This is a genomic window from Microvirga sp. VF16, assembly GCF_016864375.1.
In the GTDB taxonomy this organism is placed as follows: domain Bacteria; phylum Pseudomonadota; class Alphaproteobacteria; order Rhizobiales; family Beijerinckiaceae; genus Microvirga.
The window spans coordinates 45,258-70,081 of sequence record NZ_CP069357.1; the positions used below are offsets into that span (position 1 = coordinate 45,258).

General features: G+C 63.9%; 15 protein-coding genes. 8 read left to right on the forward strand and 7 right to left on the reverse strand.

The window, feature by feature from the left end:
- Positions 1-75 precede the first annotated feature (75 nt).
- Genes JO965_RS39300 through JO965_RS39315 form a run of 4 tightly spaced genes read left to right on the forward strand, consistent with a single transcriptional unit; the run spans position 76 to position 16,280 of the window.
- Entirely contained in the window at positions 76-1,074 is a 999-nt protein-coding gene (locus tag JO965_RS39300) for a hypothetical protein (RefSeq protein WP_203447176.1), read from the forward strand.
- On the forward strand, positions 1,071-4,487 hold the full coding sequence (locus JO965_RS39305) for a hypothetical protein (protein ID WP_203447177.1): 3,417 nt from the start codon (positions 1,071-1,073) through the stop codon (positions 4,485-4,487). The genes JO965_RS39300 and JO965_RS39305 overlap by 4 nt, the downstream gene beginning before the upstream one ends.
- On the forward strand, positions 4,480-14,664 hold the full coding sequence (locus tag JO965_RS39310; protein ID WP_203447178.1) for an RNaseH domain-containing protein: 10,185 nt from the start codon (positions 4,480-4,482) through the stop codon (positions 14,662-14,664). Before JO965_RS39305 ends, JO965_RS39310 begins: the two co-directional genes overlap by 8 nt.
- Entirely contained in the window at positions 14,664-16,280 is a 1,617-nt protein-coding gene (locus JO965_RS39315) for an AAA family ATPase (protein WP_203447179.1), read from the forward strand. Before JO965_RS39310 ends, JO965_RS39315 begins: the two co-directional genes overlap by 1 nt.
- Before the next feature lie 221 nt (positions 16,281-16,501).
- Here JO965_RS39315 and JO965_RS39320 read toward each other — a convergent pair whose 3' ends face one another.
- A complete protein-coding gene (locus JO965_RS39320) occupies positions 16,502-16,690 on the reverse strand; it encodes a hypothetical protein (protein ID WP_203447180.1) in 189 nt (62 codons plus the stop codon).
- 5 nt (positions 16,691-16,695) lie between these two features.
- Between JO965_RS39320 and JO965_RS39325 the strand changes: the two genes are divergently transcribed.
- Together JO965_RS39325 and JO965_RS39330 are read left to right on the forward strand one after the other, a co-directional pair.
- Positions 16,696-16,866, forward strand: coding sequence for a hypothetical protein (locus JO965_RS39325; protein ID WP_203447181.1), 171 nt, complete (start codon positions 16,696-16,698; stop codon positions 16,864-16,866).
- A gap of 901 nt (positions 16,867-17,767) precedes the next feature.
- Positions 17,768-18,535 (forward strand): hypothetical protein, encoded by a 768-nt coding sequence (locus JO965_RS39330; RefSeq protein ID WP_203447182.1) that lies wholly within the window; start codon positions 17,768-17,770, stop codon positions 18,533-18,535.
- A 35-nt stretch (positions 18,536-18,570) separates the two neighbouring features.
- Here the strand turns inward: JO965_RS39330 and JO965_RS39335 are convergent, their stop codons facing one another.
- Positions 18,571-19,311, reverse strand: coding sequence for a hypothetical protein (locus tag JO965_RS39335; RefSeq protein WP_203447183.1), 741 nt, complete (start codon positions 19,309-19,311; stop codon positions 18,571-18,573).
- Between the two features lie 643 nt (positions 19,312-19,954).
- On the opposite strand from JO965_RS39335, the gene JO965_RS39340 reads away from it, so the two are divergent.
- The gene (locus JO965_RS39340) at positions 19,955-21,118 is read left to right on the forward strand and encodes an Rmf/CrpP family protein (RefSeq protein ID WP_203447184.1); all 1,164 of its coding nucleotides are present in this window, start codon (positions 19,955-19,957) and stop codon (positions 21,116-21,118) included.
- A gap of 23 nt (positions 21,119-21,141) precedes the next feature.
- On the opposite strand, the gene JO965_RS39345 is transcribed toward JO965_RS39340, so the two are convergent.
- From JO965_RS39345 to JO965_RS39360, 4 genes are read right to left on the reverse strand one after another with little or no spacing between them, the layout of a single operon-like run.
- Positions 21,142-21,699, reverse strand: coding sequence for a hypothetical protein (locus JO965_RS39345; protein ID WP_203447185.1), 558 nt, complete (start codon positions 21,697-21,699; stop codon positions 21,142-21,144).
- Entirely contained in the window at positions 21,692-22,567 is an 876-nt protein-coding gene (locus JO965_RS39350; protein ID WP_203447186.1) for a hypothetical protein, read from the reverse strand. The genes JO965_RS39345 and JO965_RS39350 overlap by 8 nt, the downstream gene beginning before the upstream one ends.
- A 44-nt stretch (positions 22,568-22,611) precedes the next feature.
- Positions 22,612-23,013, reverse strand: coding sequence for a hypothetical protein (locus JO965_RS39355; protein ID WP_203447187.1), 402 nt, complete (start codon positions 23,011-23,013; stop codon positions 22,612-22,614).
- Entirely contained in the window at positions 23,010-23,426 is a 417-nt protein-coding gene (locus JO965_RS39360; RefSeq protein WP_203447188.1) for a hypothetical protein, read from the reverse strand. The genes JO965_RS39355 and JO965_RS39360 overlap by 4 nt, the downstream gene beginning before the upstream one ends.
- 172 nt (positions 23,427-23,598) lie before the next feature.
- On the opposite strand from JO965_RS39360, the gene JO965_RS39365 reads away from it, so the two are divergent.
- Complete coding sequence (locus JO965_RS39365; protein ID WP_203447189.1) at positions 23,599-23,901, forward strand: hypothetical protein; 303 nt, start codon at positions 23,599-23,601, stop codon at positions 23,899-23,901.
- A 72-nt stretch (positions 23,902-23,973) separates the two neighbouring features.
- Here JO965_RS39365 and JO965_RS39370 read toward each other — a convergent pair whose 3' ends face one another.
- Positions 23,974-24,564 carry a hypothetical protein gene (locus tag JO965_RS39370; RefSeq protein WP_203447190.1) on the reverse strand — a complete coding sequence of 197 codons (591 nt, stop codon included), beginning with the start codon at positions 24,562-24,564 and terminating at the stop codon, positions 23,974-23,976.
- Positions 24,565-24,824: the final 260 nt, after the last annotated feature.

Genomic DNA, 24,824 nt, shown 5'->3' on the forward strand with positions numbered 1-24,824 from the left:
TTGCTCGCTCGTGGTCTCTCCGACGTCCATGAGAGACTCCTCCATCATGGCGATCTCGTCCGGCAGGATGCCCGCATGCCGCCCCGGATGCGCCGGGCACTGGCCCGCATATCCGCCCAAAGCCTCCGCGACGGCACCGACGATCTCGGTGCCAGCATCCACACCGTCATGGAACTGGCCACCCGTCCCATGGGCGAATGGGGTCTTGCATCCTTCACCGGTGACTTCCCTTGGGCAAGCGTCATCCTCGTCGATGGCGACCTGGGCCAGCCGACCCCCGAATGCTTCGAGCTGGCCGCGGGCGGTGGCGGCGAGACCGAGCTCCTCCAGGAGATCCACCATCAGCGGCTGCGGTCCGCTTCAGAGCGCTTCGGCGGCAAGCAGAAGGACAGGGCCTACCGGGAGATCCGCGGCCTCGTCGTCCGCCGCCCATGCCTCCCGACCGAGGACCTGTTCTCCTTCGTGGGGGATTGGCTCACGGCCGCGCCGGACATCCAGTCCTTCTACCGTCCCCTGCCCTCCGGCGCCCTCCACGGCAAGACCCTGCGCCTCTGCGCCGGATGCGGCGCGCCCCTCTGGCCCGACAACGACACGATTTCCTTCCCCAAGGGGCGGTGCCGGATCCGCGATTGCCGCATGCGGCACCCGGTCTGCGAGGTCGGGGAGGAGTTCACGGTAGACGACGTCAGGGAATGGCAGCTCGCGACCAACGCCGTCCTCGCGTATTGGACCGGGCCCGGACTGGCCGAGATCGAGGTCCATGACCGCCTCAAGGCGGCCGGGCGGACGGTCGACCTCTATCCCTACAGCGATGCGGCTGACGTCTCGGTCGACGGACGGGAGATCGGCATCGACGTGAAGTCCTATGCCAGTGCCGCCCTGCTCGGGGCCCGGCTGGCACGCTCCGTCGGCCAGATCACCCTCTTCCGCCGCCGGATCCTCTGCGTTCCCGATGCGCGGGTCAGGCAGGACAAGGGGTACCTGACGACCCTCAAGGCGATCGCCTCCCAAGGCGAGGGCAAGTGTCTCGAGTTCATGACCGTAGGCACCCTCCTGAAGGAGCTGGCGGCATGAGGGAGAAGCCTGCGGAATACAGGAAGGCCGTCGCCGTCCAATGGCTCTGCGCGGCCGCGGACAGGTTGCTGGGCGCAACCAGCCTTGCGGACATGCCGGCCCTCATGACGGGGTACGGCTCGATCCTCGACCATCCGAACTCATCCGCCTTCGCGCGGGCGGCCTTCTCGCTGCGCCAGATGGGCATGGTCGTCTCCTCGGATGCCAGCCTCAGGCAGGCCGTCTACGACATGCAGCAATGGGAGGCGGAAAGCGCGGAGGACGACGGCTTCATCGAACCGCCGTACGAGGTCGATCCTGAATCGCCTGGCATCCCCTTCTATCGTCGCGTCCCGGACAACGACCCCTCCATCGATGCGATGGTCGCCGCCCTCGTCGGCGGGCTGCCGTTGGCAGAGCACGGGCGGGCCATCGCCGATCCGAGCCGCGCCATGCACATCCTGAGCGAGCGCGGCTCCCATGCCCGCGCCGTGAAGGTCGACCTCGAGGATGTGGCCGACCTGCTCCCCGAGCCGCCTCAGCACGACGTGAACCGTCGCCCCCGTGGGCCGATCGACATTCCCCTTTCCGAGCTCAGGGCCATCGCCGCCGAGTTCGACAGGATCGATTCCGCGAATCCCGGAATGCCGGGCGGCGAGTGGCTGAAGCGCCTCGAGGACGATCTGGGGAACCAGAAGGTCCATCTCCTAGCCCCGAAGTCCGACGGCTCGGGCCTCGAACCCGTCCAGGTTCTCCGGCTCGACGGGCTGAAGCACATGATCGGCCTGCCCGGGACGGGAAAGACCACGCTGATCAAGCTGGTGCTCGCGTGGCTCGACAGCCGCGAGTACAAGGTGGTCGTGCTCGTGCCATCCATCGAGAACGCCTTCAACACCTTGGCCGACCTCGATCGCTACGGGGTCAAGGCCGGGCTGCTGATGGGACAGTCTCCCGACACGCGCCTGCGCCATGCCGCGAAGCTCTCCGAGAGGATCGCATCCATCGACGAGGCGCGGGGTTTCGGACGGAGCGTCTTCGGCGCCGATCTCATGGGATTGAACTGCGCCCTCGGAGGATTCGAGGAGGAGAGCGACGAGGACGTGTTCCCGCATCTCGAGCCTCCGTGCAATGCCGTCTGGCAGAAGCGGGAGCTGAAGAAGGGCGGCGAGTCCGAGAAGGCGACCCAGCATCTCTGCCCCGTCGGCGGATGGTGCGGCCGCCTGAAGGCCACCCGGGAGCTGACCCGGCGCAGGATCTGGCTCGGCCACGTGCTGTCGCTCGACACCCGCCTGCCCCTTCACTTCGTCGAGGATCACATCCGCTACATCGAGTCCGTCGCCATGACGTCCGACGTGGTCATCGTCGACGAGGTCGACGGCGTGCAGGCCGTGCTCGATCGCAAGGCCGTCTCGGTCGTCGACATCACGGGCAGCGGAAGCTCGTACGAGCTGAAGCTCATCGAGGATTTGATGATGCCAGCCGCGCAGGGGCGCAACGACGCCGTCGCCGCGAGCATCACGGACTACTCGAACAGGGCCAACAACTTCGTCGCCCTCAACCGGGCCCTTGTCGTGCAGCTCCAGGCGGACAGGCGCAGGGGCAAGGGCAACACCCATCTCGATGCCTACGACGACGCCTTCATCACGGGCAACAGGGTGGCGGGCGATCTCTTCGGGAAACCCGACCTGTCGAAGATGAATCCTCTGGAGCGGGCCGAGGAGGAGCAGAGGTTCCATGCGGTCTCGACCTTCTGGGACGCTTGCGTCCGCGAGGCCCTCTTCCGACGCACGGTGATCGACGACGACACCGTGCGCGAGTACGACCCGGTCAAGACCGGGGAGGCCATCGGACGTTCGCCCGCAGAGGTCGACGAGGCCTTCCGGGCGATCGTGGAGCACTTGCGCGACTGGCTCGCGGAACCCTCTCCGACGATCAAGGAAACCCACCTGTCGGCCACGCGCGAGGCCATGTTCGCGCTGATCGAGCCGCGCGACCTCGGGCCGGAGAAGACGACCGAGCTCTTCCGGTTCCTGGTTCACGTGACCACCGTCGTCATGCAGTTCCTCGCCATCGTGCCGGCCCAGCACGCGATGGTGGCCGAGGGCATCCATACCTCGCCCCTGTTCCAGCAGGGCATCAGCGAGGACTTCGCCCGCCTCGTGCCGGAAGCCCTGATCGGGCGCCTCTCCGGCATCCGGTTCCGCTTCCAGACGGATGCCGGACGCACGAGCCTCGCGGTGAGCTACCTGACCTTCCGCGGCACCCCGCGGACGTTGCTCTACCGCCTGCACGAGCTTCTCCGCCACGACGGCGTGGAGCGCGGCCCAAACGTCCTCCTGACGAGCGCGACCTCGTTCCTCGCCGAGAGTCCATCCTTCCACATCCCGGTCGGACCGCACTACGTCCTGCGCCGTGCGGGTGCCGAGGCGGCGTGGCGAGACAGCGTGTTCCTCTTCCAGCCCATCCCCGATCCCGAGGATCCGCGCCGCAAGCTCCGCTTCTCGGGAGCGCCCCTGTCGCAGCGGGGCAGGATTCTCGAGAAGATGGTCGAGCACTTTTTCATGGGCGACGACCCGCGCGTGCTCGCGCTGACCCGGGACTTCGACCCCGGCCGCAAGGTCGCTCTGGTCGTGAACGGGTACGAGCAGGTCAAGCTGGTCAAGCGGCACGTCGCCCGCATCAGGGAAGGTCTCGCGCGCCGGGTGATCGGCGTGGTGGACGAGATCCCGGCGGACCATGACGGGGACTACGTCACCACGGCCCAGGTCGAATCCATCGGCACCCGCGACGACTGGGACGTCATCGTCTTCCCGATGAAGGCCCTCGCCCGAGGCGTGAACATCGTCTTCGGTGGCGAGGCGCATGCAGGCACGCCGCTGTTCAACAAGGCAGCGATCTCGACCGTCGTCTTCCTGACCCGCCCGCATCCGGCCGCCGAGAGCTACGACTTCGTGGCGGGCCTCGCCGGCCGGGATAGCATGGAATTCGACCTCCGCGAGTTCCCTGCGGGCATGGGCGTCCGGGACATCGCGCAGGCATGGCGGCGCGAGCGCCAGTCCTCCCTCGAGCGCGTGCGTCGGCTGATGCGCCATTCGGTGCAGGCCAGCCTGCTTGGAGACCTCCTCGAGCCGTTCGTCGCCGACATCATGATCGACATCCTGCAAACCATCGGCCGCGCCATGCGCAACGGCTGCAAGGCCAGGGCGATCTTCGTCGACGGTGCCTGGGCCAACATCGCGGCCGCGACTGGCGGCGCCGAGGCCGACAAGCCCCAGACGAGCTTCATCGTGATGATGCGGGACATCCTGCGAAAGCGGGTCTCCGATCCCGACCCGGTCATCCGCGAGGTCTACGGCGCACTCTATTCACCCTTCTACGGTCCCTTGAGCCGTGTGGAAGGCATCAGGTTCTACGACGCGAGGCAAGATGACTGACGCACCGACCTATCTCCTGCCCCTGACGGGGAAGACCCGGGCCAAGACGGAGAACGTGGCGATGGCGTTCCGGCCGCGCGGCGCATCCGAGGAGGTGCAGAGCCTGCGGATCGGCTGGAGCGGGCAGGCAGAGGACCTGTTCCGGGTCATCGTCTCGTCGGCCAAGGCCTCGAAGAAGCCGGAGGCGGGTGCCCTTCCCTATGCCTCGCTGCGCGCCGCCATCGCCGCTGCCGTGCCCGGCGCCGTCCTCGTGTCATCCGACCTCGGCCGGATCGGGCGCAAGCGGGACTCGGAAGGGACCGCCTACTTCATCGACGTGCTCGATGACGGGACGGACAACGCCATCAAGGCCGCGACCCGCGCGACGAAGCTGTGGGTCGACCGTGTGCTCGCACCATGGAGCGAGAACGTCGGGGTCAGCGAGGTCCTGCTCGACGACGTCCGCGACCTTGCTGATGAGGGCAACCTGTTCGATCACGAGCGGCGCACCTTCGACGTGGGCGCAGCCATCGGAGGCGACGGCGGGGCCTTCGCGCGGACCCGCGATGCCATCCATGCCCTCCTGGCGCGCAGGCTCACGGGCGTGGAGCTGTTCGACGGGCTCGGTCCCGTGAAGCGCGTCATCCGGTCGGCGCCGCGCTCGAACGAGATCTCCTTCGAGGCATGGCCCCAGACCAGCGGAGAGGACCATTGGTCGATGGTCGCCACGTTCTCGGTCGAGACCGTACCGGGGTCCGACAATCCCATCGTCAGGGTCGACGCCACCCGCAGGCGATGGTGCCGGGAGGTTCCGGCCGCATCGGACCTGCGTCGTCAGACCCGCGTCGGCGGCATCATCATGGCCAGGGAGAAGGACGTGTCCGTCCGCTTCGACTGCGGCCTGCGCCGAGGCGAGATCGTCGAGCCCGTCGATCCAGCCTTCGTGATGGAGGCCTTCGGGGCCAGACTCGATCTCAGCGCCGGGTTCGGCGAGCTGGTGGCGAAAGGGCCGCAGCGCACCGCCTTCGTGGGCATTCCCTACCACAACGGCTACTCACTCGAGACCTCGGTCGGGTCGGGTGTCACGGAGCGTGACCTGCTCGACCTGTTCGATGCCGTCCAGAAAAGGGTGTCGGATGTCCTCCAGCCGATTCCGGTGTCGCAGAACGACGCCATCATCAAGCGGGCCGAGGATCAGCACGTCGCCCTGAAGCTCCAGTCCGTCCTCGGATGGGTGGCCACCTCGCACGGCTTGAATGAGCTCGACGACAGCTCCCTCGCGGAGGCGTGGGCCATGCTGGTCGACGGCGAACCGCCCGCGACGCTCGATGCCACCGGGGTGAGCAAGGCGCTTTCCACCCTCCAGGAATTGCAGGCGACCAACCGGGACCGCATCCGGAGGACGTTCGGCAACGACAAGCCCACCGTGGTGGTCGTCGCCCCGTCACATAGCGAGCGCACCGTGCTGGAGCGCATCATCGGGGCCCTGTTCGGGAAGTCCGTGGACGTGCTGTCCCATGCCCTGCCCAATGGCGTCCATGGCGCGCAGAAGCGGCTACCCGCGAGCGACGGCACCAACGCCGAGCGGTATGCCGCCAGGATCGAGGCCTGGAAGCCGCTCGCCGACGTGCTCTCGGAAAGGGACGGGTGCCATGTCCTCGTCCAGGCCACCGATTGGTACACCGTGCCGGCCACGGAAGGCGATCCCGGCGGGAAGCGACCCGACGACCGCGTGAACAAGCCTGCCGGACGCATTGCCCTTGCCCGCGGCGCGAACGCGAACGTCCAGTACCTCCGCCCGCCCGAGCCGTCGGCCCGGCGCTTCCAGGACTATCTCTTCCGCGTGCAGGCCGCCCTGCTCGACCTCCTGTTCGGGCATGCCGGGCTCGTTTCCGAGATCCAGACCCCGGTCGCATCCGCATTCCCGAAAGCCGACACCAGGCCCAAGTCGATCATCGGCATCTCGGTCATCAGCAAGTCCCGGAGCAGGGCGGGCACGAAGTCGAGCCAGATCCTGATGGCGACCAGCGTCGATGTCGCCACGGGCCGCACGACCGCGATCCTCGGGCGGCGGATGAACGGCGTCGCCCAGTGGACGGAGGAGAGGCCCCTCTTCGAGGCGCTCCGCGAGGCCGCCGCCTGGGTCACGCCCAATCTGGGCGACAACGAGGATGCCCGCAGGGACACCTACCAGCGGTTCGTGAACCACGTCATCGGCGGGGCGTGCGAACGGGGCCAGCGCCCGCTCGTCCTGTTCGACGCGACCTCGGCAAGCGGCTTGTGGCCGGCCCTGAGGGACAAGGACATCGGACGCAGCTTCGACCTCCTCGGCCAATCCCTGGATCCTGCCTCGGACTGGATGGGTGCCCGCCTCGTCAGGATCCGAACCGACGTGGCTCCGCGGGTGATCGTCAGGAAGGTCCGCAAGCTCGCACGTCTCGATGCCGACAGCGGACGGACGCTCGAGGAGGTCGTGCGCTATGCCCCGACCACCATCGTGTCGACGTTCCGGATGGGCGGGGTGCCCTCTCCCTTCTACCTCTCGATGGGGACGAACGACGGCAAGCAGAAGATCGCCAAGGGGCTGAGCGTCTACCGGGATCTCGCCTATCCCTACAAGCTTCCCTCGAAGGCCGAGGTGCCTGCGGCACTCAAGGGAAAGGAAGGACTCCATATCGAGCAGGTCCGCTCGCTCAAGGAGGAGTTCTACAAGATCGCCGGCTCCATCGACATCGTGGTCATGCACTGCCCCGGCACGGACGATCCCGACGCGATCGCCTCGCTCGTGACCAAGCTGCGGAGCGGATACGGCCATACCGCGTCCTCGACTTCCCTCCCCGCTCCGCTCTTCTTCGAGACGAAGCTCAGGGATTACGTCCCGTCGTTCGTCCTCGACGAGGACGATCCCGAGCCGGACGATGCCGAGGCCGTGCCGTCGCTGCCCGATCAGTCCGAAGGGGAGGCCGAGAAGGCCCTCCCGGCCTCTTCGACTGAGGATGGCTCCGCCGTCCTTCCCGCCGTCATCTTCCAACATGCCAACCGAGCTATGACCGCATCCTTCGTGCTCCCGCCCACGCCACCGACCTCGATCACCACCCAGGGCTTGTCGAACCGCGCGGAGGGCCCCCTGAGCGAGAGGCTCCAGCGCTTCGTCGAGCGCTATCCCGAACGGGAGGAGATGGTCCGTCGGTTCTATGTCGACGTCGTGCCTGATTTCGTCACGCCGGAATGGGTCAAGCAGCACATCACCGTGAGTCCGGCCTTCCTGCGCAAGCTGGATCCCCTGTGGCGGGAGGTGATCATCACCGCCCCGTTCTATCTCTGGCCCAAGGATCGGCCGCCGACCGAGGAGGAGTTCTACGTCGTCGTCTCCGATCTCTTCCGGATCGTGCCCGGCATCGGTGCCCTGTACAGGAAGTCCCGCAAGGCCAAGCCCAAGCTGGGCGTCCGCGGGATCTTCCACCGCTGGTACGATGCGGTCGATGCGATGACCCGCCAGAAGAAGGGCCCCTACAGGACGATGCAGGCACCCGTCGGCCCCCTCGAGACCATCAAGGCACTGGCCAAGATGGAGAAGTGGGACGAACTGCGGTCCTTCATCCTGATCGAGGCCATCCATGGCGGGCATGCCAACCGCGAATTCATCGAAGCCGTGGTGAAGGTCGGTCAGCCCGTTGCCGACCTGCTTCCGTACATCTTGAGGCTGATCGCGTTCGAACAGGACACCGGTGCTGCCGAGCATAGCGGGCAATTCACCCGGGTCGGGCCCGATGGCGAGGTGATGGAAGGCGAACCGTCCAGTGGCGAACTGTCGGCCGAGGAAGGGAATCCCGAAAGGAGAGAGCCGGCCAACTGGTTCGAAGGCATCGATGAGGAAGCCCTCGAAGGCGATGCCGCGCCCACCATCGTCATCCCGGCTTTCCTCGACCGCATCTGGCTCAAGGACAAGATCAGCCTCTCGGGAGCAGTCAAGAGCCAGCTCCACCAAGGTCGCGACAGGATCAACCGTCACGCCCGGAACGGCAAGTTCTGGCCGCAAGCCAAGCCGGAGGGGGATGCCATCATCGACCTCCTCCTCAAGGGGTTCGAGCTTCCCTTCCTCCATGCGGCCGTTGCCCAACTCGTCGTGTCGAAGGACGGAACCAATCCCCGCGACCGGAGCATCTTCCGTCCATTCTACCGGAAGGTGGACGGGGTTCTCAGGGGCATGGTCGACACGATCAGGAAACGGGCGGGTACCGACGACGTCGGCGCCCTGACCGACCTGCATGTGCTCGAGTGTCTTCTGATCGACAAGCAGACCGATCTCGCACGGGACTTCTGTGTCCTGCGCGGCTCCGAACTGCTCGACGAGAACCTGCTCCCGGCCATCGCGGACGAACCCGGCTTCGCGGACGTGGCTGACTTCCTGAGGAGCCGCCGCGCGCACAAGGCCTGGCGGGCGCAGGACGACGACCCGCTGATCAATGAACTCGCCGAGTCTGCGGCGGAGGAACTGGTGCAGACCGCGCGTCGGGACTCGATCAGGGAGCCGGACGTGGCCCGTCAGGATGCCCCTGCCGACGAGGCAGAGCAGCCCGGCGACCTTACCGCAAACGACCTTCCTTCAATCGATGAGGTGCTTCCCATGGTGACCGAAGACCATCCCTCGATGACCACCGGGAAGACGGACGCGGGGCGACAGGTCTCGCACTTGATCTCCGGCGGGATGGAAGGGGCGGTCGCTGCCTACAGGCAGGCCTTCGGTGATCTGGGCGAACTCGTCCGGCTGCATGCCGATGCCGAACCATCCCCTGTCATCGTGGACAGGCTGAGGGAGATCCTCACGAACGTCTCGGCATCGATCGTTGCCTACGAGGCGGCACGCCCACGCCGGGTCGATGCCGGGCCCTACCGCGAACGTGCCCTCGAGGCACGCGGCAGCATCGTCGGGCTCGTCGAGTACATCGGACTCGAGCGCACCGTTCCCGAAGTTCCGTCACCGACGGACCTCTCCCAGGAAGGCATCGGCCTGATCGAGGTGAGCCTCGGCAAGACCGAGTCCGCCCTGTCCGACACCGTGGCCGACCGTGAAAGGATCGACGGGATCGAGGAGCGGCTCGCCAGCGCAAAGCTGCTCCAGAAGGCACAGCTCAATCAGGAGCTCGAGAGGGAGTCACAGACGCTGCTCGGGCACATCGAGACCGCCTGCGAAGGCTTCGACGAGGTGACCGCCCTTCTGGCCGCCGAGGTGGTGCCTGACGTGCCCGAGGAGGCTATTCCGGACGCGGTCCAGGCCGATGCGGGTGAGCAGCAGGAAGAGGACCATGAGGAGGCCTACTGGGCTGCCCGTTCCACCGAGGAGGTCGCACCTCAGGTCGTCGAGCCCACGCTCGAAGCCGAGCCTAAGGCCGGAACCGAAGAGGCTGCAACCTCACCCCGGGAGGAGATCGACGCCGAGCCGGCGCAGGTGGAAGTGCCGATGGTCGTCGAGGTGGAAGCGGCAGAGATGCCCGCCGTGATCATCTCCGACGAGGATGAGCTCACGATCGACGAGGACGACCTGCGCGTCCTGTCCGATGCCTCTGATGACGATGAGCCGGAAGCGGAGGCCGAGCCGGAAACCGTCGAGGAGGATCCCGAGGTCGCGCGGATCAACGCGAAGCTTTGGGAATTCGTCTCCTCCCATGATCTCGGGTTGGCCTACCACCTCGTGACGGCGGCCCGCGGACTGCACAAGATCGCATCGTTCGACATGACGCCGGAGGAACTGCGCTTCGCCGCCATGGCGGGGCACGTCAACCATGCCAGCCTCCATGCGACCCCGATGGTGGTGCAGGATGCCGTGGTCAAGGCGCTCGCCACCATCGAGGCGATGCCGTCGACCGACGAGACCGCAGGCGCCCTGCGCCGGATGCTCATGTATCCGTCCGCGGTGGAGCTGACCCTGTTCCATTCCGATGCGGGTGCCGGCGAGGTGCTCCGTTCCCTGAACGGCCTCATCGAGCCCGTCCGGGAGGAGACCCGTGCACTCTCCGAGAGCGTTCAGCGGTTCGCCCGTTCGCGCCTTCCCCTGTCGCCGGCCGTGCTCCATCACATCTCCAACACGATGGAAGCGGAGAGCGATGCCGAGGCATGCCGGAAGGACATCCTGTCGAGGATCGAGCAGTTCTCGCGCACGCAGTTCACCTTCCAGCTCGGCACCAAGATCAGGAACGCCCTGCTCCAGCCGGGCAAGGAGGTCGGCGACCTGCGGGACGCGATGAAGGCCGACGATGCCGCCGCCCTCGCGGCAGCCAAGCGCTACGTCAACGACTGCTCCACGCGCTCCCAGATCATTGACATGCTGTACCGTGCCGAGATCGCCGTTAACACGAAGTACAAGGGGCTCGACGGCGCCGCCCGGGACAAGATCGTCGGCTCCCTGCTCGACCTCGGTGCCCGTTGCGCCGAGTACGTCGACCGCCGGAACGCGGTCTCGCTGGTGAGCGCGAGCGAGCAGCCCAAGCTGAAGGAGGCGGTCGCCGATCTGCGCCGCCACCTGGCGGCCGCTTGCGATGCCTTCGACCGCCTCGCAGAGGACGAGAACTACTCGTCCGTGGCCCGCTTCGTCGCGGATTCCTACCGCCGCCTCGACACCGTCCTGGCCGGGTCCGCCGCCACGCCTCCGGCCTACGGCCACATGCTGAAGCTGCACGGCTCGCTGCCGCTCCTCTCCGATCTTCATTTCGGACGCTCCTGGTATCCGGCCCCGTACGATCAGGGTGAGGTCTGCCGCGTTCTCCAGGAGGTCAAGGTTCCCCTGCTGCCCGAGAAGGGGGAGGAACGCGACCGCGCCTACGAGGAGCTGTTCCGCCAGCGCATCGACGAGACCTCGTTCATGGGGGCGCGTCTCCTCGTGGACCTCGCCGAGCACCACGGCATCTCGGAGGCGATGCGGGATGCACTGTCGGATCGCTACTCCACCGATCGCGACACCGCCCGTGAGGAACTCGCCCGCGAGGTCGACGAGGCCCGCAGCCTCGTCGAGCGGGTGATCCGGTTCGGCTCGATCACGAAGCCAGAGGAGGCGCAGTCGAAGCTCTCCAAGGTCGACCGGATCGGGGCCGCAAGGGTTCCGGTCGAGATGTCCCTCGAAGAGCGGGACGAGACCATCGACGAGGAGCGCATCGACGACATCCGTCTCGCCTCCCTCCTGCTCGAGGAGACGGTGGACGAGGTCCGCGAGCTTCTCGACGAGCCCCGCACCCGCCTTCTGGCCCGAGTCGATGCCGTCGAGGACCGGATCTCGGAAGCCGAGGCCACGAGGCTGCGCAACCTGTGCGCGGGCGACGACCTGCTCACGGCCGAGGAATTCGTTGCATTGGCTGAGGAAAAAGGAGAAATCCCAACCCCGCCCTCGCGTCTCCGCCGCTTCGACGAGTTCTCGTCCGAGGTTCTTCCAGCGCTCTCGAAGCTCGGGAAGAACTACGTGGAGCGTGCGGCCGGTGCCGTCGCCAACGGGGAAGAGTTCTGCGGGCTGCGGTTCGACAGCCACTCCCCTGCCCGGCGCGACGAGGCCGGCTCCATCTTCACGCGCTGGCGCGAGATCTTCCGCAGGATCGACACCGTGAAGAACGACCCCGGCTTCGCGGCCAAGGTGACGGACTTCATGGAAGGGCTGGGCATCCGGGCCCAATTGAGGGACCACAGCAACCTCACCAACGCCCAGCAGAAGCGGTTCGTGGCCGACTTCGAGTTCTCATTGCCCCTCGACAGCGAGACGCTGCTCCTGCCCGACTTCGGCTCCCTCACCAACCGCAACTGGCGTGTCGCGGTCGTGTCCACCATGCCCGGCGACGCACCGCTCAACGAGCTGTGCAACACGGGACAGATGGGCGTGATCCTGTTCGTGGGCGACGTCGTCTCCAAGGACCGACGCCAGCAGTTCATGCTCCAGAACATCGGGGCGCGCCGCCGCGTCATCCTCGTGGATTCCGCGAGCCTCCTGTACGCGCTCGGCGAGCCCGAGATGCGTGCGCTGACGCCGGTCGAGCTCGGACAGCCCTACAGCTATGCCGAGCCCTACCGCGACTGGGGCCGTGACTCGGTGCCCGTCGAAATGTTCGTCGGCCGCCGCAACGAGATCGCGAGTCTGTTCGACACCCACGGAAGCTGCGTGGTGTACGGCGGCCGCCGCCTCGGCAAGACCGCCCTCCTCAAGCACCTCCAAGGGACGAGGAACGATCCCGCGAACGGCATCCTCGTCGGCTTTGTGGATGCCCAGGGCATCGGCCATGGGCAGCAGTTGACCCGTCGCATCTGGGAGGAGATCGCCAAGGCCCTGCCGACGATCTTCCAGAAGCACGGATCGATGGAACCCAAGCGCGTGATCGAGGAGATCCAGCGCTGGATCGACGGCGATCCCCGCCGCCGCATCCTCCTGCTCATCGACGAGGCAGACACCTTCGTTAAGGCGGACGCGGCGCAGGAATACACCGAGTTCCTGGCCCTCCAGAAGCTAATGACCGGGACCGGACGGCGGTTCAAGTTCATCCTCTCGGGCCTGCACAACGTCACCCGTCTGGTCCAGACCGGCAACGACCCGATCAAGCAGATCTCGTCCGATCCGCAGCGCATCGGTCCATTGATGGGTGCCGAGCTGAAGGACGCGGAGGATCTGGTGGTGCGTCCGTTCGCGGCTCTCGGCATGAAGTTCGAGAGGCGCGAGGACATCTGGCGCATCCTGAGCCACGCCAACTACTACCCGGTGCTGGTCCAGACCTATGCCAAGCACCTGCTCGAGATCGTCCACGAGGAGATGAAGCGCGGCAGCAATCACGTCCGGGTCATCAGCCGCGGCCTCGTGTCGGAGGTGCTGGAGCGCCGCCAGACAAGCGAGGAGGTGCGGGACAAGTTCGTAATGACGCTGCGCATCGACCAGCGCTACGAGCTCCTCGCCTACGTGGTCGCCCATCTCGTCCTCGGGCACGAGGCGGAGGGCATCATCGACGAGGGCGTGACGGTCCGCGAGATCCGGAATGCCGCCGTCGCCTTCTGGCCGCGGGGCTTCGTCGACCCGAACCGCTTCTCGCTCTTCGAGGACCTCGTGGACGAGATGGAAGGGCTTGGCATCCTGCGTCGTACGGCCGGCAACCGCTGGACGCTGCGCTCGACCGCCGTCACCCGCCTGCTCGGCAACCGCGACGAGGTCGACGACATCCTCGTGGAGTTCAGCGACCGCGAGCCTCACGGCGAGTTCGATCCCAAGTCGGCCCGCCGTATCCTCGAACCAGCCAAGGGCTACAGCCTTGAGACGGCAACGCCTTCGCCGCTCACCTTCGGGCAGGAGCGCGACATCATCACCGACCAGACACCGGTGAAGCTGGTGTTCGGCACCATGGCCGCCGACATTGACCTCGTGTCCCTGTCGCTGCGAAGCGCGCCGGGTTCCTTCTCGGATGCCGAACGGTTCGAGGTGGTCGCCCAGACATTCCCGAACAAGCAGGATCTCTCGGAGCGCTTGACCAAGATCAGGGCATCGGGCGGGCAGCGCCAGACGCAGGTAGTGATCGTGGTGGATTCCCGATCCGACTGGGGACCGGATTGGGTCGCAGAGACCCTGCGGGCCCGGTCGGTGGTCGAGAAGCTCGCCAAGGTCGTCTTCGTGGGCAGGCCCCGGCACGCCGAGCGCGTTGTGACCGATCCCCGCTTCGCGCGCCCGACCGGGATCAAGGTCATCCCGCTGGAGCCGTGGAGCGCGGCCTTCCTCGACAGCGAGATCGTCCAGCACAGCCCTGCCCTCGACCGCGCGGCCAGGGACCGGATGATCGATGCCTGCGGCGGTTGGAACTCGCCGATGTCGTTCGTCTTCCACAGCGGGCGCAGCGACAAGATCCCCGGCCGGATCGATCGTCTCGCGACCGAGGTCATGACGGTGCCGGATACCCTGTCCCGCTTCGGTCTCGACGGATCGTTCGGCGACGTGTGCCGCCTGATCACCAGGTACACGGGGACGACCTTCACCCTGGCGGACATCGGCACCGCGCTGGACTTCTCGGAGGTGAAGGCCGCCGCGGGCGACTGGACCTCCGCCGAGGCCATCCTCGCCTACGGCATCTACATAGGGGCCTTCGAGCTCATGGCCGGCCACCAGCCCGATGACGATGCCAGGATGACCTACTCCTTCGTCCCGCTGGCACGTCGCCTGTTGGGCACCGAGATCCGGGAGGCCGCGTGATGGTGGCCGACCCCTTCTGGAGCCTCTCGGGCCCTTCCCGATTCCTGGAGAACGTCGCGTCCCGCATGCTGTCGTCCTCCAAGGGCGTCCTCGGCGTGACCGTGCCGCAGTTCCGGCCCGGCGGGTTCGTGGATGCCGTCATGGAAGCGACTCGTGACCGCGGCGGCGGCCGGGTCATCCCGATCAATGCGCGGGACCGGGCGTTCGACCGCTCCATCCCGCACGGGCTTGCTCGCGCGGGCGGGATCAGGGACACGAGCATCCATTCGGTGTCCGCGTTCGTGAACCTGCCGGATCTGGCAGCCGTCTCGTTCGTGATCGATGGACTCGACCGCGATGCATGGGGGCGGTGGTCCACATTCCTCCGGAGCTTCTCGGCCGCATCGCAGGATGCCGATCGATCCCTGGCCCCCCGCCTCATCGTCTTCCTGCCCGTCGACGTCCCGAGGTCGGACGTGCAGTTCCTGTTCGGCAGGGACGAGATGCAGTGGCGCGGCTACGTCTCCCCGACCGACACACGGGTCTACGTCTCCCATCTCATGCGGCACATTGGGGCAGAGAGCCTGATGGAGCGTGTGGCCGCCGAAACCGTCGTGCGCCTGGCAGGCTGGGACCGCGACCTCGCTGTCACCCTTGCGGCAAAGGAACCCGAGGAGCTTGCCGATCCGCTGGCGGTCATGGCCGAACTCCCCGCCATCGAGAGGCATGCTTGCTGGAGCAGCGGCCTGATCGACGAGTGGGACGGATCGCCCTTCATCCATTCGATGTCGTGCCTCGCGACCGGGGACCAGGCCACCCTGAAGCGGCGCCTGTGGCTGGCCCATTCGCAGGTCGTCACGCAGTTCGTCGGAGAGGTGATTGACTTCTTCGTGGACCGATACGGGCATATCCTCTCCCCGCTCCTGCCGTACACGGTGGAGACGAGGAAGGGCCCAAAGCTGATCCACGACCTGCGGGACTTCGAGGTGAGCCACATCTACTACCTCCTGGACGGACGTATCCCCGTCAAGCACGTGAAGTTCCTGAAGATGGCGACCGCGGCGCGCAACAAGGTGGCTCACCACAACGTCGTGCCGGCAGACCATCTCACCCAGCTCTCGGACAGGTGGGACGAGATCCGCTCGAACAGGAGCGAGGCCCGTGGATGGGACTGGCCGCGTTGCGGGCAGAAGCTTGTCCTGATGGTCGGCCCGAGCGGTGCCGGCAAGTCCACGCTGGCGAAGCGCAGGTACTCCCAGGACAGCATCGTATCGAGCGACGACATCCGGATCGAGAAGTACGGCTCTCTCGAGACCAGTGACCAGACAGACGTGTTCAAGGAGGTCGAACGCCGGGTCATCCGTCGACTGGCGGACGGCGAAACCGTCGTGCTCGATGCCACCAATCTGAAGCGCAACGACCGCCTGGCGATCGTGGACAAGATCCCATCCGACATCCAGATCGTCTACGAGGTCGTGGACCGCCCCCTACCGGAAAAGCTCGCGACCGGAGACTGGCGCCTGAAGAAGGAAGGGCTGATCGAAGGGCACAGCGAGATCTTCATCCAGGAGCTGCCGAACATTCTGGCCGGTGATAATCGACCGAACGTGGACGTAATCGACCACCGCGCAGCTTGATGCCAAGACTCCCCCTGTCTGAATGGCTCGAAATCGACTGCGATCCGCCCAGGACGAAAACTGATCCCACGATGTTGGGCTGGGTCGCACGGCCTTGGGCGGCCAGCGTTCCACCTGCGGCGAGCACGCCGAGAGCGGTGGAGGCCGTGCCCGCCAGCCGCATGATGGTTTCTCTCCGGCTCGGGCTCATGCGAGCCTCCGACGCGAGGGTTCTGGGTTTCTCACGTGGGCGGCGTGTAAGGATCGGGCGTGCCGGGTGCAATTGGCGGGTGCTGCTTCAGGCTCTTCTCGAACTCACTCACTATCCTCAAGGCGGGCTCCGCGTGCCAAGTGTTCCGCATTCCCGTTGCCGGGTACTCTTCCTTCGGATCGGTGATGAGGTCGAAGGACTTCGGCGAGCCCAGCCTCACCGGCGGTGTCCACCAGTGACGATGCTGGCTCCGGGACCATGGGCGCCTGGGATGAAGAGACTGGCGCCGCCCTCCGTCGCCTGCGCCGCGCCCGCGACGAGGTCAAGGCCGATCCCGAGCGCGAGGATATGCGCAAGGTGACGGCGATGCATGGACGCCCCGCAAAGCTCTCCTAGGAACCGCAGCATGGCCTGTTTCTACTGGCGGGTAAACTCTGGGCCGCCGGTAGGCCAACGTGAGATCGCAAGGGCTGGTTTGGGTCAGAACGAGCCCAAGAGCCGATCTATCGGAAGGTCCGCTTACCTCGGGTACCACACCCTTTGAGTCGAGCTTTTCTGTAAAAAGGATCCAGAAGAGTCAGTCTTTTTTGAAACAAAGGTCAAACTTTTGAGGGCACGCCCACAGGAGAATGGGCCGAACTTGAGTCAGACATTTAGTTTCCTGAACATCGCGTCACACATAAGTTGAGACCATGAACCCATAAGATGCGACCTAAGCGATGTGTCAGGTCGATTACACTAGGGTCTACCCGGTCTGAGCTTCAGACTTCCCAATAGCTGATCGGGGGTGAACCTGGTTCTCGCGAATAAGCCACTCGACCCCTCGCCCTGCATTGGCGACGAGCCCGATCTCAACTAGCGTGTCCCTTATCGCCTCCAGGCTGAAGAGCGTTCCGTGAGATTATCGATCCGACTTGCATCCACCATTGCCGCCGCCTCCCTTTTCGCATCCACAGCAGGTGCCGGCGAAACTGCCATGGAATTGGTTGAGGCGTTCCAGCAAACTCTTCCTGACACCCAGACCACCGCGTCTTTAACCAGTGCTGAAGTTCCCCTCATAGGGTGCCCCCAGGACGGACAGATGGGCTTGCGTGAGCCGCATTCCCTTCCAAAAACGGCAAGGCTCCTCATCCCCGGCGGAACTGCTCAGAGACTCGCCTATTACACAGCCAATCCATCAGGCCGCGGCGGCGTTCTCGGCCCAAGGGGTTGGTCCTGCAGAGCCGTGTCAGGGAGTGACGGAGACGTTTTATATGTCACCCCTCCCGAGGCACCTGCGAACTTCGACGACCCCTGGATGGGACCGCAGATCGTCCGCCGGTTCTCGGAAGGCGGGACCTCAGGACGGTTTGCCGTCGCACGGGTCATCGCCCGAGTATTCCCGCAGGCCCTCTCATTTGCTGAAGGCGTCCGGGACGAAGGCATCGATGATGCGAACGCCTATGTCTTTGCACCCTGGCCATCGGACCAAATCCGCCACCTGGCCCAGGATGTGGTGAGCTATAGAACCCCAGCCGGACAGAACGGGCTCGGCACGGACGGCGAGGAGCCGGTCCCGCCACTCGCCACTCGTGGCCTCGTATTCCTCATCGGCGATCCTGCTGTCGAGCCTTCCGTCCGCCTCCTGAAGGTCCGACTTTCTGGCAACGATGCCGCGCTATACCCAGCGATTGCCGCTGAGATGCTTGCTGCATGGACACCACCGGAGAGCCGGGGATCCCCGGCCTCTGAGCCGACGACACCCGGATCGGCAACGGCTGTTGCCCTGGTGAGCGAATTCTATGGAGCACTCGAGCGTGGGGATGGCCGAGCAGCGTCGGCTCGAGTGATTGCAGAGAAGCAGGCGAGTGGCCCATTCACAGCTCAAGCCCTGACCAAGTTCTACGGCGCCCTCGACGAGCCACTCAAGCTGCTGTCGGCCGATGAAGCGGGTCCAATGCAGGTAAAGGTCCGGTACCGCTACCGAAGTGGGCGAAAGCCGTGCAATGGCGAGGCAACGGTGAGCCTTATCCAAACCTCAGACGGCATCCGGATAGAGAGGATCCGATCCGCCTCTGGGTGTTGATGCAGACCACTGGCGTTATAGCCGAGCGGCCTGCCTTATCCCTGACAGCTATGCGGAATGAACTGGTACTCTTTAAGCGGCCCGCCCGTGAGTTCCTTCACAATCGGCGAGTCGTTCTTTAGGTCAAACACGAACATCGATGCGTTCGAACTCGTCACGAACGGCAGACTGTCTGCCGGCAATACCGCATCGTCCGGATTGGCTTCTTGAGTCTCCCGAGACCCGGTTGCCTCTGCCGGGCTTCCATTCATCCACTCGCGGGTAACTGTATAGGTCTTCCCGGCCAACTGCCCTCTGACTAAGACCTGGCCGATGACGCTTGGAGGTCCTTTTCTCAAAGCACGGGGCCGATCTTCGACCGTCTCATCGGTCGGATCGAGATAGACGAAGTGAAAGTTGTAGCTCCCGCCGGTGGCTTTTAGCTCTTCCCCCTTCTCGGGATCGCGGAAAATCACCCGATCCAAGCGGCAACGGAAACGCTCTGGCAATCGGATCTCGACCGTTGGGGTCGCATAGCAGGGGATCCCGGTCAGAATGTGCTCGGCATATTCGAAAACCCCAGGGACATAGTTCTCGATCTCCTTAGGGTAAGGCCGATCGAAGAACGCTCGGCGTGCTTCCTTGCGCTTTTCAGCTTCGAGAAAATCGAGCTTCTCTAGCTCGCAGGTCGCTTCAACCCAACCGGGCTTGTAGCGGACACGCCCCTCCTGCTTCAGCGAGCCGGTTTGCCCATATCCAGGGGTCGTTTCAAGAATGACCGCCGCCACAATGATCAACACCCACGACATCCGAACTCCGCCCCTGGCTCCTTAGGCTCGGATTTCATCATAACAGGTATTCGATCGCCTAGGGCTCAACTTCCGCGGAGATAGCCTACCGCTTCCGGCCGGCGGAAGACCTCGCCAGGAGATACACTCCAACAAACGCTATCCCTACGCCGACGCCCAAAGCGAGATCCGACTCGACTGTCCCTGTGATCGCATCCACCCGCGAACGGCGAACACCGCTTAATATATGATAGCCGCCAGTTCCCAGTCCCCCGGAGACAGCGCCGATAAGCAGCGCAAAGGCTGGGTCCGGTCGCCTATCTTGAGGCGGCTTTTCACTCATCACCGACACCTGGGAGTTAGATTACTTCCGATACATATTATCTAATTCAGGTTTGTGGAATCTTAATTCGGAAACAAGGCTCCCATTCGGCCTTTCGCTACCGCAGCCCCAGGGAAGGCAAAGGCGAATGAGGCGTAAGCTCAGAGAGTGATGGTCTGCAGGATCTTTGCCTGCACGGGGAGCACTCCAAACCCCAATAGTTTCATTCCTGGGCACCCAAACTGAAATTCTGCCCACACAAGAAATCCACATCCCGAGTCGATGTGCACATTACGAGATTTCTCAATCCCCAAAACTAGAGAGCACAACATGAACGACAAAATCCTGGCTCTTGTCTCCCAGGGCGAACAGTCTCACATCGCTGTCATTCTTGCTCAGCGGACGCTGGACAGGCTGCAGTTGGAAGTCGAAGCCGCTCGCTCCGCCCTGATGGTTGCTCAGACCAACTACGACGACCTCGCTGTTTCAGTGACGGGTGAAACGAACCTTCCGCGTCCTGCCTTCGATGACATGATCCAGAAGCGCGTCGGCGCCCTCGTCGAACTCGGTCTCGTCGGAGGGGACATCGACCTCACGGTGGTCACCCCTTCCGTCCAGCCCGCAGCGCCTCTCAGCGAAGCCGCTTCCCTCGCTCCGGTCTCGTCGACGCCCGCACCCAACAATCCCTATGGGGATGACGTCCCCCGCTCCCGCTCGGCCTATCAGAAAGGCTATGACGACGGGATCACCGGCCAGGTGAAGGACATCAACCTTTACAAGCGCCCCTCGGCGCAGACGGCGTACTCGCAGGGCTATGATGCTGGCGCCAAGGACAAAGAGGGTGAGCCCGCTGAAGAACCAGTGGTTTCTCCTGCTGTTCCTGGCGAGACGCCGGCCGCTCTTAATCCCACGGCGATCGACGCTCCGAACAGCATTGAGGCTGCGGCCGAAGGCGGGACGGACCTGCAGGAGCAGGCCGGCTCCTCTCAGGAAGAGACGGTTACCGCTGCAAGATCGGAAGCGATCGATGCTCCCAGCACCCAGGCATCTGCCCCTATCTCCGATGGCTCGGTCCAACAGGACGACGACATCGTAACCTTCTCGCCTGACGGGATCTTCCTGACGAAGGCTCGGGACGAGGGCGCTCAGGCAGCCCTTGCCAATGAACCCAAGAGCACGTGCCCCTATGCTCCAGGGCCGCTGCGTCAGAGCTGGGAGAACGGTTACGAAGAAACCGTAGACCAGCAGCTCCAGCAGATGAGTTCTCCTGAAGCCGACCTGAACCTGGCCCAGGACGCTTCCGTCATCGTTCTCGAGACGGCATCTAGCCTTACTGCCAGCCAATTCGCGCATTCTGACCAGCCGGATGAAAGCATCTTCGATGACGATGGTCCGTTCGGTGATCATGCCGAAATGGCCGATCAGGTCACCATCGTCAGCGCGGACAACCTGGACATCCCACCCTTCCTGCGTCGTGGTGCCGAGGTTCACTGAGCCCTAATGCCAAGAGCCGGAGCCTAACAGGCCCCGGCTCCTTTTTTTAACCGCATCCACCAAAACCACGCCTGTCGTCGGACAACCAGGCTGAAGAGAGCCCAAATCCCGCGCTTTTCGGCTTCTGCCCGATCGCGGGCCGCGATCAAGCCCCTGGCGCTTGTAAGCCTTCCCTTACTGGCCAGTGCCACAAGATCAGGAAGGCTGATCGATACACCGAGAGGGTCTGAGGGCGGCGGAGCTTCAATCTCCTGTTTTGCCTGTCGGATGAGTTCAATCGCCCGAAAAGCCGCTCCGAGATCGACACCAGATCCCGCCGGCGTCCGATTGGCTGTCGCCATCAGCCTAGAGAGAAGATCGGGAAAACGCTCAACGATCAGTTCCCGATCCTCTTCTGGCAATCCATCGATGACAGCAACGACTTGGCCGCTGCCGCCATCAAGAACCGCCTGCTCTAGGAGATGAAGCAGAGAGCGTTCCCGCTCCCTGCACATCTGCTCGTGACGGACCAGGGCTTCCCGATAATCCCGATCATGGCTCTCGTAGAAATCGTTCACCGGGTCCATCAGGTGATCAGCCATTCAGACTGTATTCGTCTACAGTTTTGGCAACTGCCAGATCATCGGGCACCAGCTTCGCCTCACGGAATGCGCTCACGGTCTCAGTGAGCCAGCCCGAAAAGTCTTTCTCGGCGGCCGATGCCATGAAAGAGCTGATCCCGAACTTCGTCGTATAATCGCGGAAGTCGAGTTCCTTCATAGCCTTAAGCGAAATGCAGTTGCCTTGGATCTTCTGCCACACCGAACTCTTGCAGCGCCCGAGTTTCACGACCGTCACGTTATGGTCGGTCACGAACTTCATCAGATCGCGGTACTCAGATGTTTCCGACAGGCTATCAAACTTGCCTTCGTTCTCATTGAATACCACCACGTAGCGGGCAATCGGCAGGAACTTGCGGTTCGCCTCCGCGAGGCGGATCAGATCCGCGGCATCCACCAGGCTCTGTGCTTGAGCAGTGACGGGGATGATCAGCCAGATCGGGGGCGCCGTCTCGAATACGCGGCCGGCATCAATCTCCAAGGCCCAATTCCAAATCGACGGCAAAACGTTTGCGCCGACATCAACCAGAACATTGCCCTGCTCAAGTGCCTGGCCCAGCCGCTCCCAGTACTGGAGGCCCGCGCTTTCATCAGAGCGGATTGACGTCAACGACACACCGATGCCGAGCTCTTCCACGCTCTCTTCGCCTTCCAGGAAGCGGGCGAGCTTCGATTTCGTGGCGCTGCCCTCATCCCCGGCCGTATCCGCAGCCATCACCCGCAACGGCTGCCCACGCCCCTGGAAGATGTACTGAATGACCTGCGAGATGAGGGTCTTGCCCTGTCCGCCCGTACGGGTTCCGACAATGAAGGAAGGTTTCTGACCGGTTGTAAAAGCAAGGGTATCCATAGCTAGCCTTTCGTGAATGTTTGCATCGTCTCGGGATGGGATCGCTAATCTTCGTCGACCCATGCCAACAGGTTCTGGAACTCGAGAGGGTTCTGTGTCTGATTGTAGATCAGCACATCGAGGAACTCGTGCGCCCTACAAACCTCAAGAAGCTCCGGTTTCGGTTCAGGGCACTCAGCGATCAGCACGGTGCCCTCGTCATAGTTTTCGTCCATATAGTGCCGAACGAAGATCCGCATTCTGCTTGGAGAGGGGGACAGAATTAACCGTCCTCCCAGCAGCGACTCCTCCGGCACATAATCGCCGAAGAGAATGATGGTGAACCGGCCATCTACCCTCGTCTGGATCTCGACCCGGTCTGTCACACTATAGGGAGCGAACTCCCGCCTGAGCAGCGGCCCGACAGGATCAGGCATCCCGCCAGACTCCAGAGCCTGAGCCGTCATTGTGGACCTCCGCTCGCTTGCTGGGCCTGAGCCGGCGCCCTGATACGTGTGCTGCCGAGACGCTTCATTCTCTCGACATGAAGCCGTTGGCGCAGAGCCAGGGCTGCCTCATGGGCACTCTCCCGGACAACCTTCCAAAGCCGCCGGAAGCGGATATCGTCCGGCTCTACGGCATCCGAAGAGGCGACATGGGCGAGAGCCATGAAGTCACTCGTTAATCCACCTTCGACGGCGGCGTCGGGCAGTCCGCCGAGTGCAAAATGCTTCGGAAGCTCTGACGTCTTCTGCCGGCGCGAAAGTGGCGTCGCATAAACCCGGTGAACGTCAGGTCGCCTCAGGCATCCTGCGAACATTTCCACCAGACGGCTGCGTCTTACCTCCAACGCCTCCATCGTCTCTGGCGTCATCAACATCCATGTTCTCCAAATTCTCGAATCCTGGACAATTACGATTCGTGAAACGTCCTGCAGTCTATCCCGTGTTACCGCCCTTTAAAGCGGTAAAAAAGAACTGCAGCTCGTAAATTGCTAAACCATCCACTCTGGTCTAATTCATAGACAGCAACCCTATAGGAGCCATCCGATTATGCCTTGCTTCATTATCAGCGCCGACGGTGAGAAGACCGCCCTGGCCGCTGCTCCCCGGGATCTTGATGAAGCCTGCTCTGCCTTGAACTCCAGCGGCATTGAGATTGTTAGCGGCGTTGATCAGTACGAGGGCGAGCCCGCCCAGATGATCGTGGACGAGGAGCACGCTCGTAAGAAGCTGCCCTTGAACTCGTCAGCAATCGCCATCCGTGATGCTGCTTATGCAGCTCGGGGGATCTCTTCGGGTGACCCTATCTTCGGCGCGGCATTGATCCTGACAGGACCAGACCGCCTGCGCTGAACAAGGCTACAAATAAGAAAGGAGGCGCCAGATCTCTCTGGACGCCTCCTATTGCCGGGAAGAGAAGCCTTTTTAGGCGGCCATGCCTTGCTGCTGCTGCGCGCGACCCCGCAAAGCCTGCATTTCAGCAAACTTCAGGCGGCTCGAGTCGATCGCATCCTGCAGAGCCGAGGACATGGCATCACGCTGCGAGGCCTTGGAGAGAACCTTGACGTTCTCCTGCAGGACCTTGGTGTCGAAGTAGATAACGCCGCCATCCTTCTCGTGGAGAGCGTCCTTACCTGTCGTGTTCGCAGTGCGATTGACCGCTGCATTCATGTTGAATGCAAGGAAGCGGACCTTGGAGGTCGGCTTCTGCCCCTCCGGAAGCTGCTGTTTGGCCGCGATCGTCTTGGCCATCTCGACCTCGCTCTTCGCGTAATGCAGCTTCAGATCGCCGTCCTTGGTCACCACAGTCTGGAAACCAGCGAGGCTCTTAACCCCAGGGGCACCCTTAAAGTCCCGCTGGTAGTCGAGCTTGTCACTGATCACCTTCGCAGCCGCCTTCCGGCCCTCAAGGCCTTCGGGGCTACGATCGGACATCAACGCAGCATGCGAGGTCGCACCTTCGAGGATCTCCGAGACGGTGGGCTTCTTCACTTCCGTGTTCTGGTTGTCAGCCATTGCTGGACACCTTTGGCTTTGACCGAGCATTGGGCTCGGTAGGTTGCACAGGACGCACCCAGCGGACGAACCTCCACACCAGGCGTACAAGTGCACTCGTCAGTGACGAGCAAAGGAATCCTAGCATAAGTTTTCCGAAGCACAATTCGGAAAACAGCAATTTAATGCAGATTGCAGATTTTTATTGCGGGACTATCAGCGGCCGGTGGTCATCAGCTCAGACCAGCGGCGCGTTCCACCGCCGCCCGCTTAACAAGAGC

Excerpts from the sequence above, each read along its gene's own strand:
- JO965_RS39345 (WP_203447185.1), bottom strand. The coding sequence starts at position 21,699 with ATGGCTGATCACCTGATGGACCCGGTGAACGATTTCTACGAGAGCCAT.
- JO965_RS39330 (WP_203447182.1), top strand. The coding sequence starts at position 17,768 with ATGGGACCGCAGATCGTCCGCCGGTTCTCGGAAGGCGGGACCTCAGGA.
- JO965_RS39355 (WP_203447187.1), bottom strand. The coding sequence starts at position 23,013 with ATGACGGCTCAGGCTCTGGAGTCTGGCGGGATGCCTGATCCTGTCGGG.
- JO965_RS39300 (WP_203447176.1), top strand. The coding sequence starts at position 76 with ATGCCGCCCCGGATGCGCCGGGCACTGGCCCGCATATCCGCCCAAAGC.
- JO965_RS39305 (WP_203447177.1), top strand. The coding sequence starts at position 1,071 with ATGAGGGAGAAGCCTGCGGAATACAGGAAGGCCGTCGCCGTCCAATGG.
- JO965_RS39360 (WP_203447188.1), bottom strand. The coding sequence starts at position 23,426 with ATGTTGATGACGCCAGAGACGATGGAGGCGTTGGAGGTAAGACGCAGC.
- JO965_RS39370 (WP_203447190.1), bottom strand. The coding sequence starts at position 24,564 with ATGGCTGACAACCAGAACACGGAAGTGAAGAAGCCCACCGTCTCGGAG.
- JO965_RS39340 (WP_203447184.1), top strand. The coding sequence starts at position 19,955 with ATGAACGACAAAATCCTGGCTCTTGTCTCCCAGGGCGAACAGTCTCAC.
- JO965_RS39310 (WP_203447178.1), top strand. The coding sequence starts at position 4,480 with ATGACTGACGCACCGACCTATCTCCTGCCCCTGACGGGGAAGACCCGG.
- JO965_RS39350 (WP_203447186.1), bottom strand. The coding sequence starts at position 22,567 with ATGGATACCCTTGCTTTTACAACCGGTCAGAAACCTTCCTTCATTGTC.
- JO965_RS39315 (WP_203447179.1), top strand. The coding sequence starts at position 14,664 with ATGGTGGCCGACCCCTTCTGGAGCCTCTCGGGCCCTTCCCGATTCCTG.
- JO965_RS39365 (WP_203447189.1), top strand. The coding sequence starts at position 23,599 with ATGCCTTGCTTCATTATCAGCGCCGACGGTGAGAAGACCGCCCTGGCC.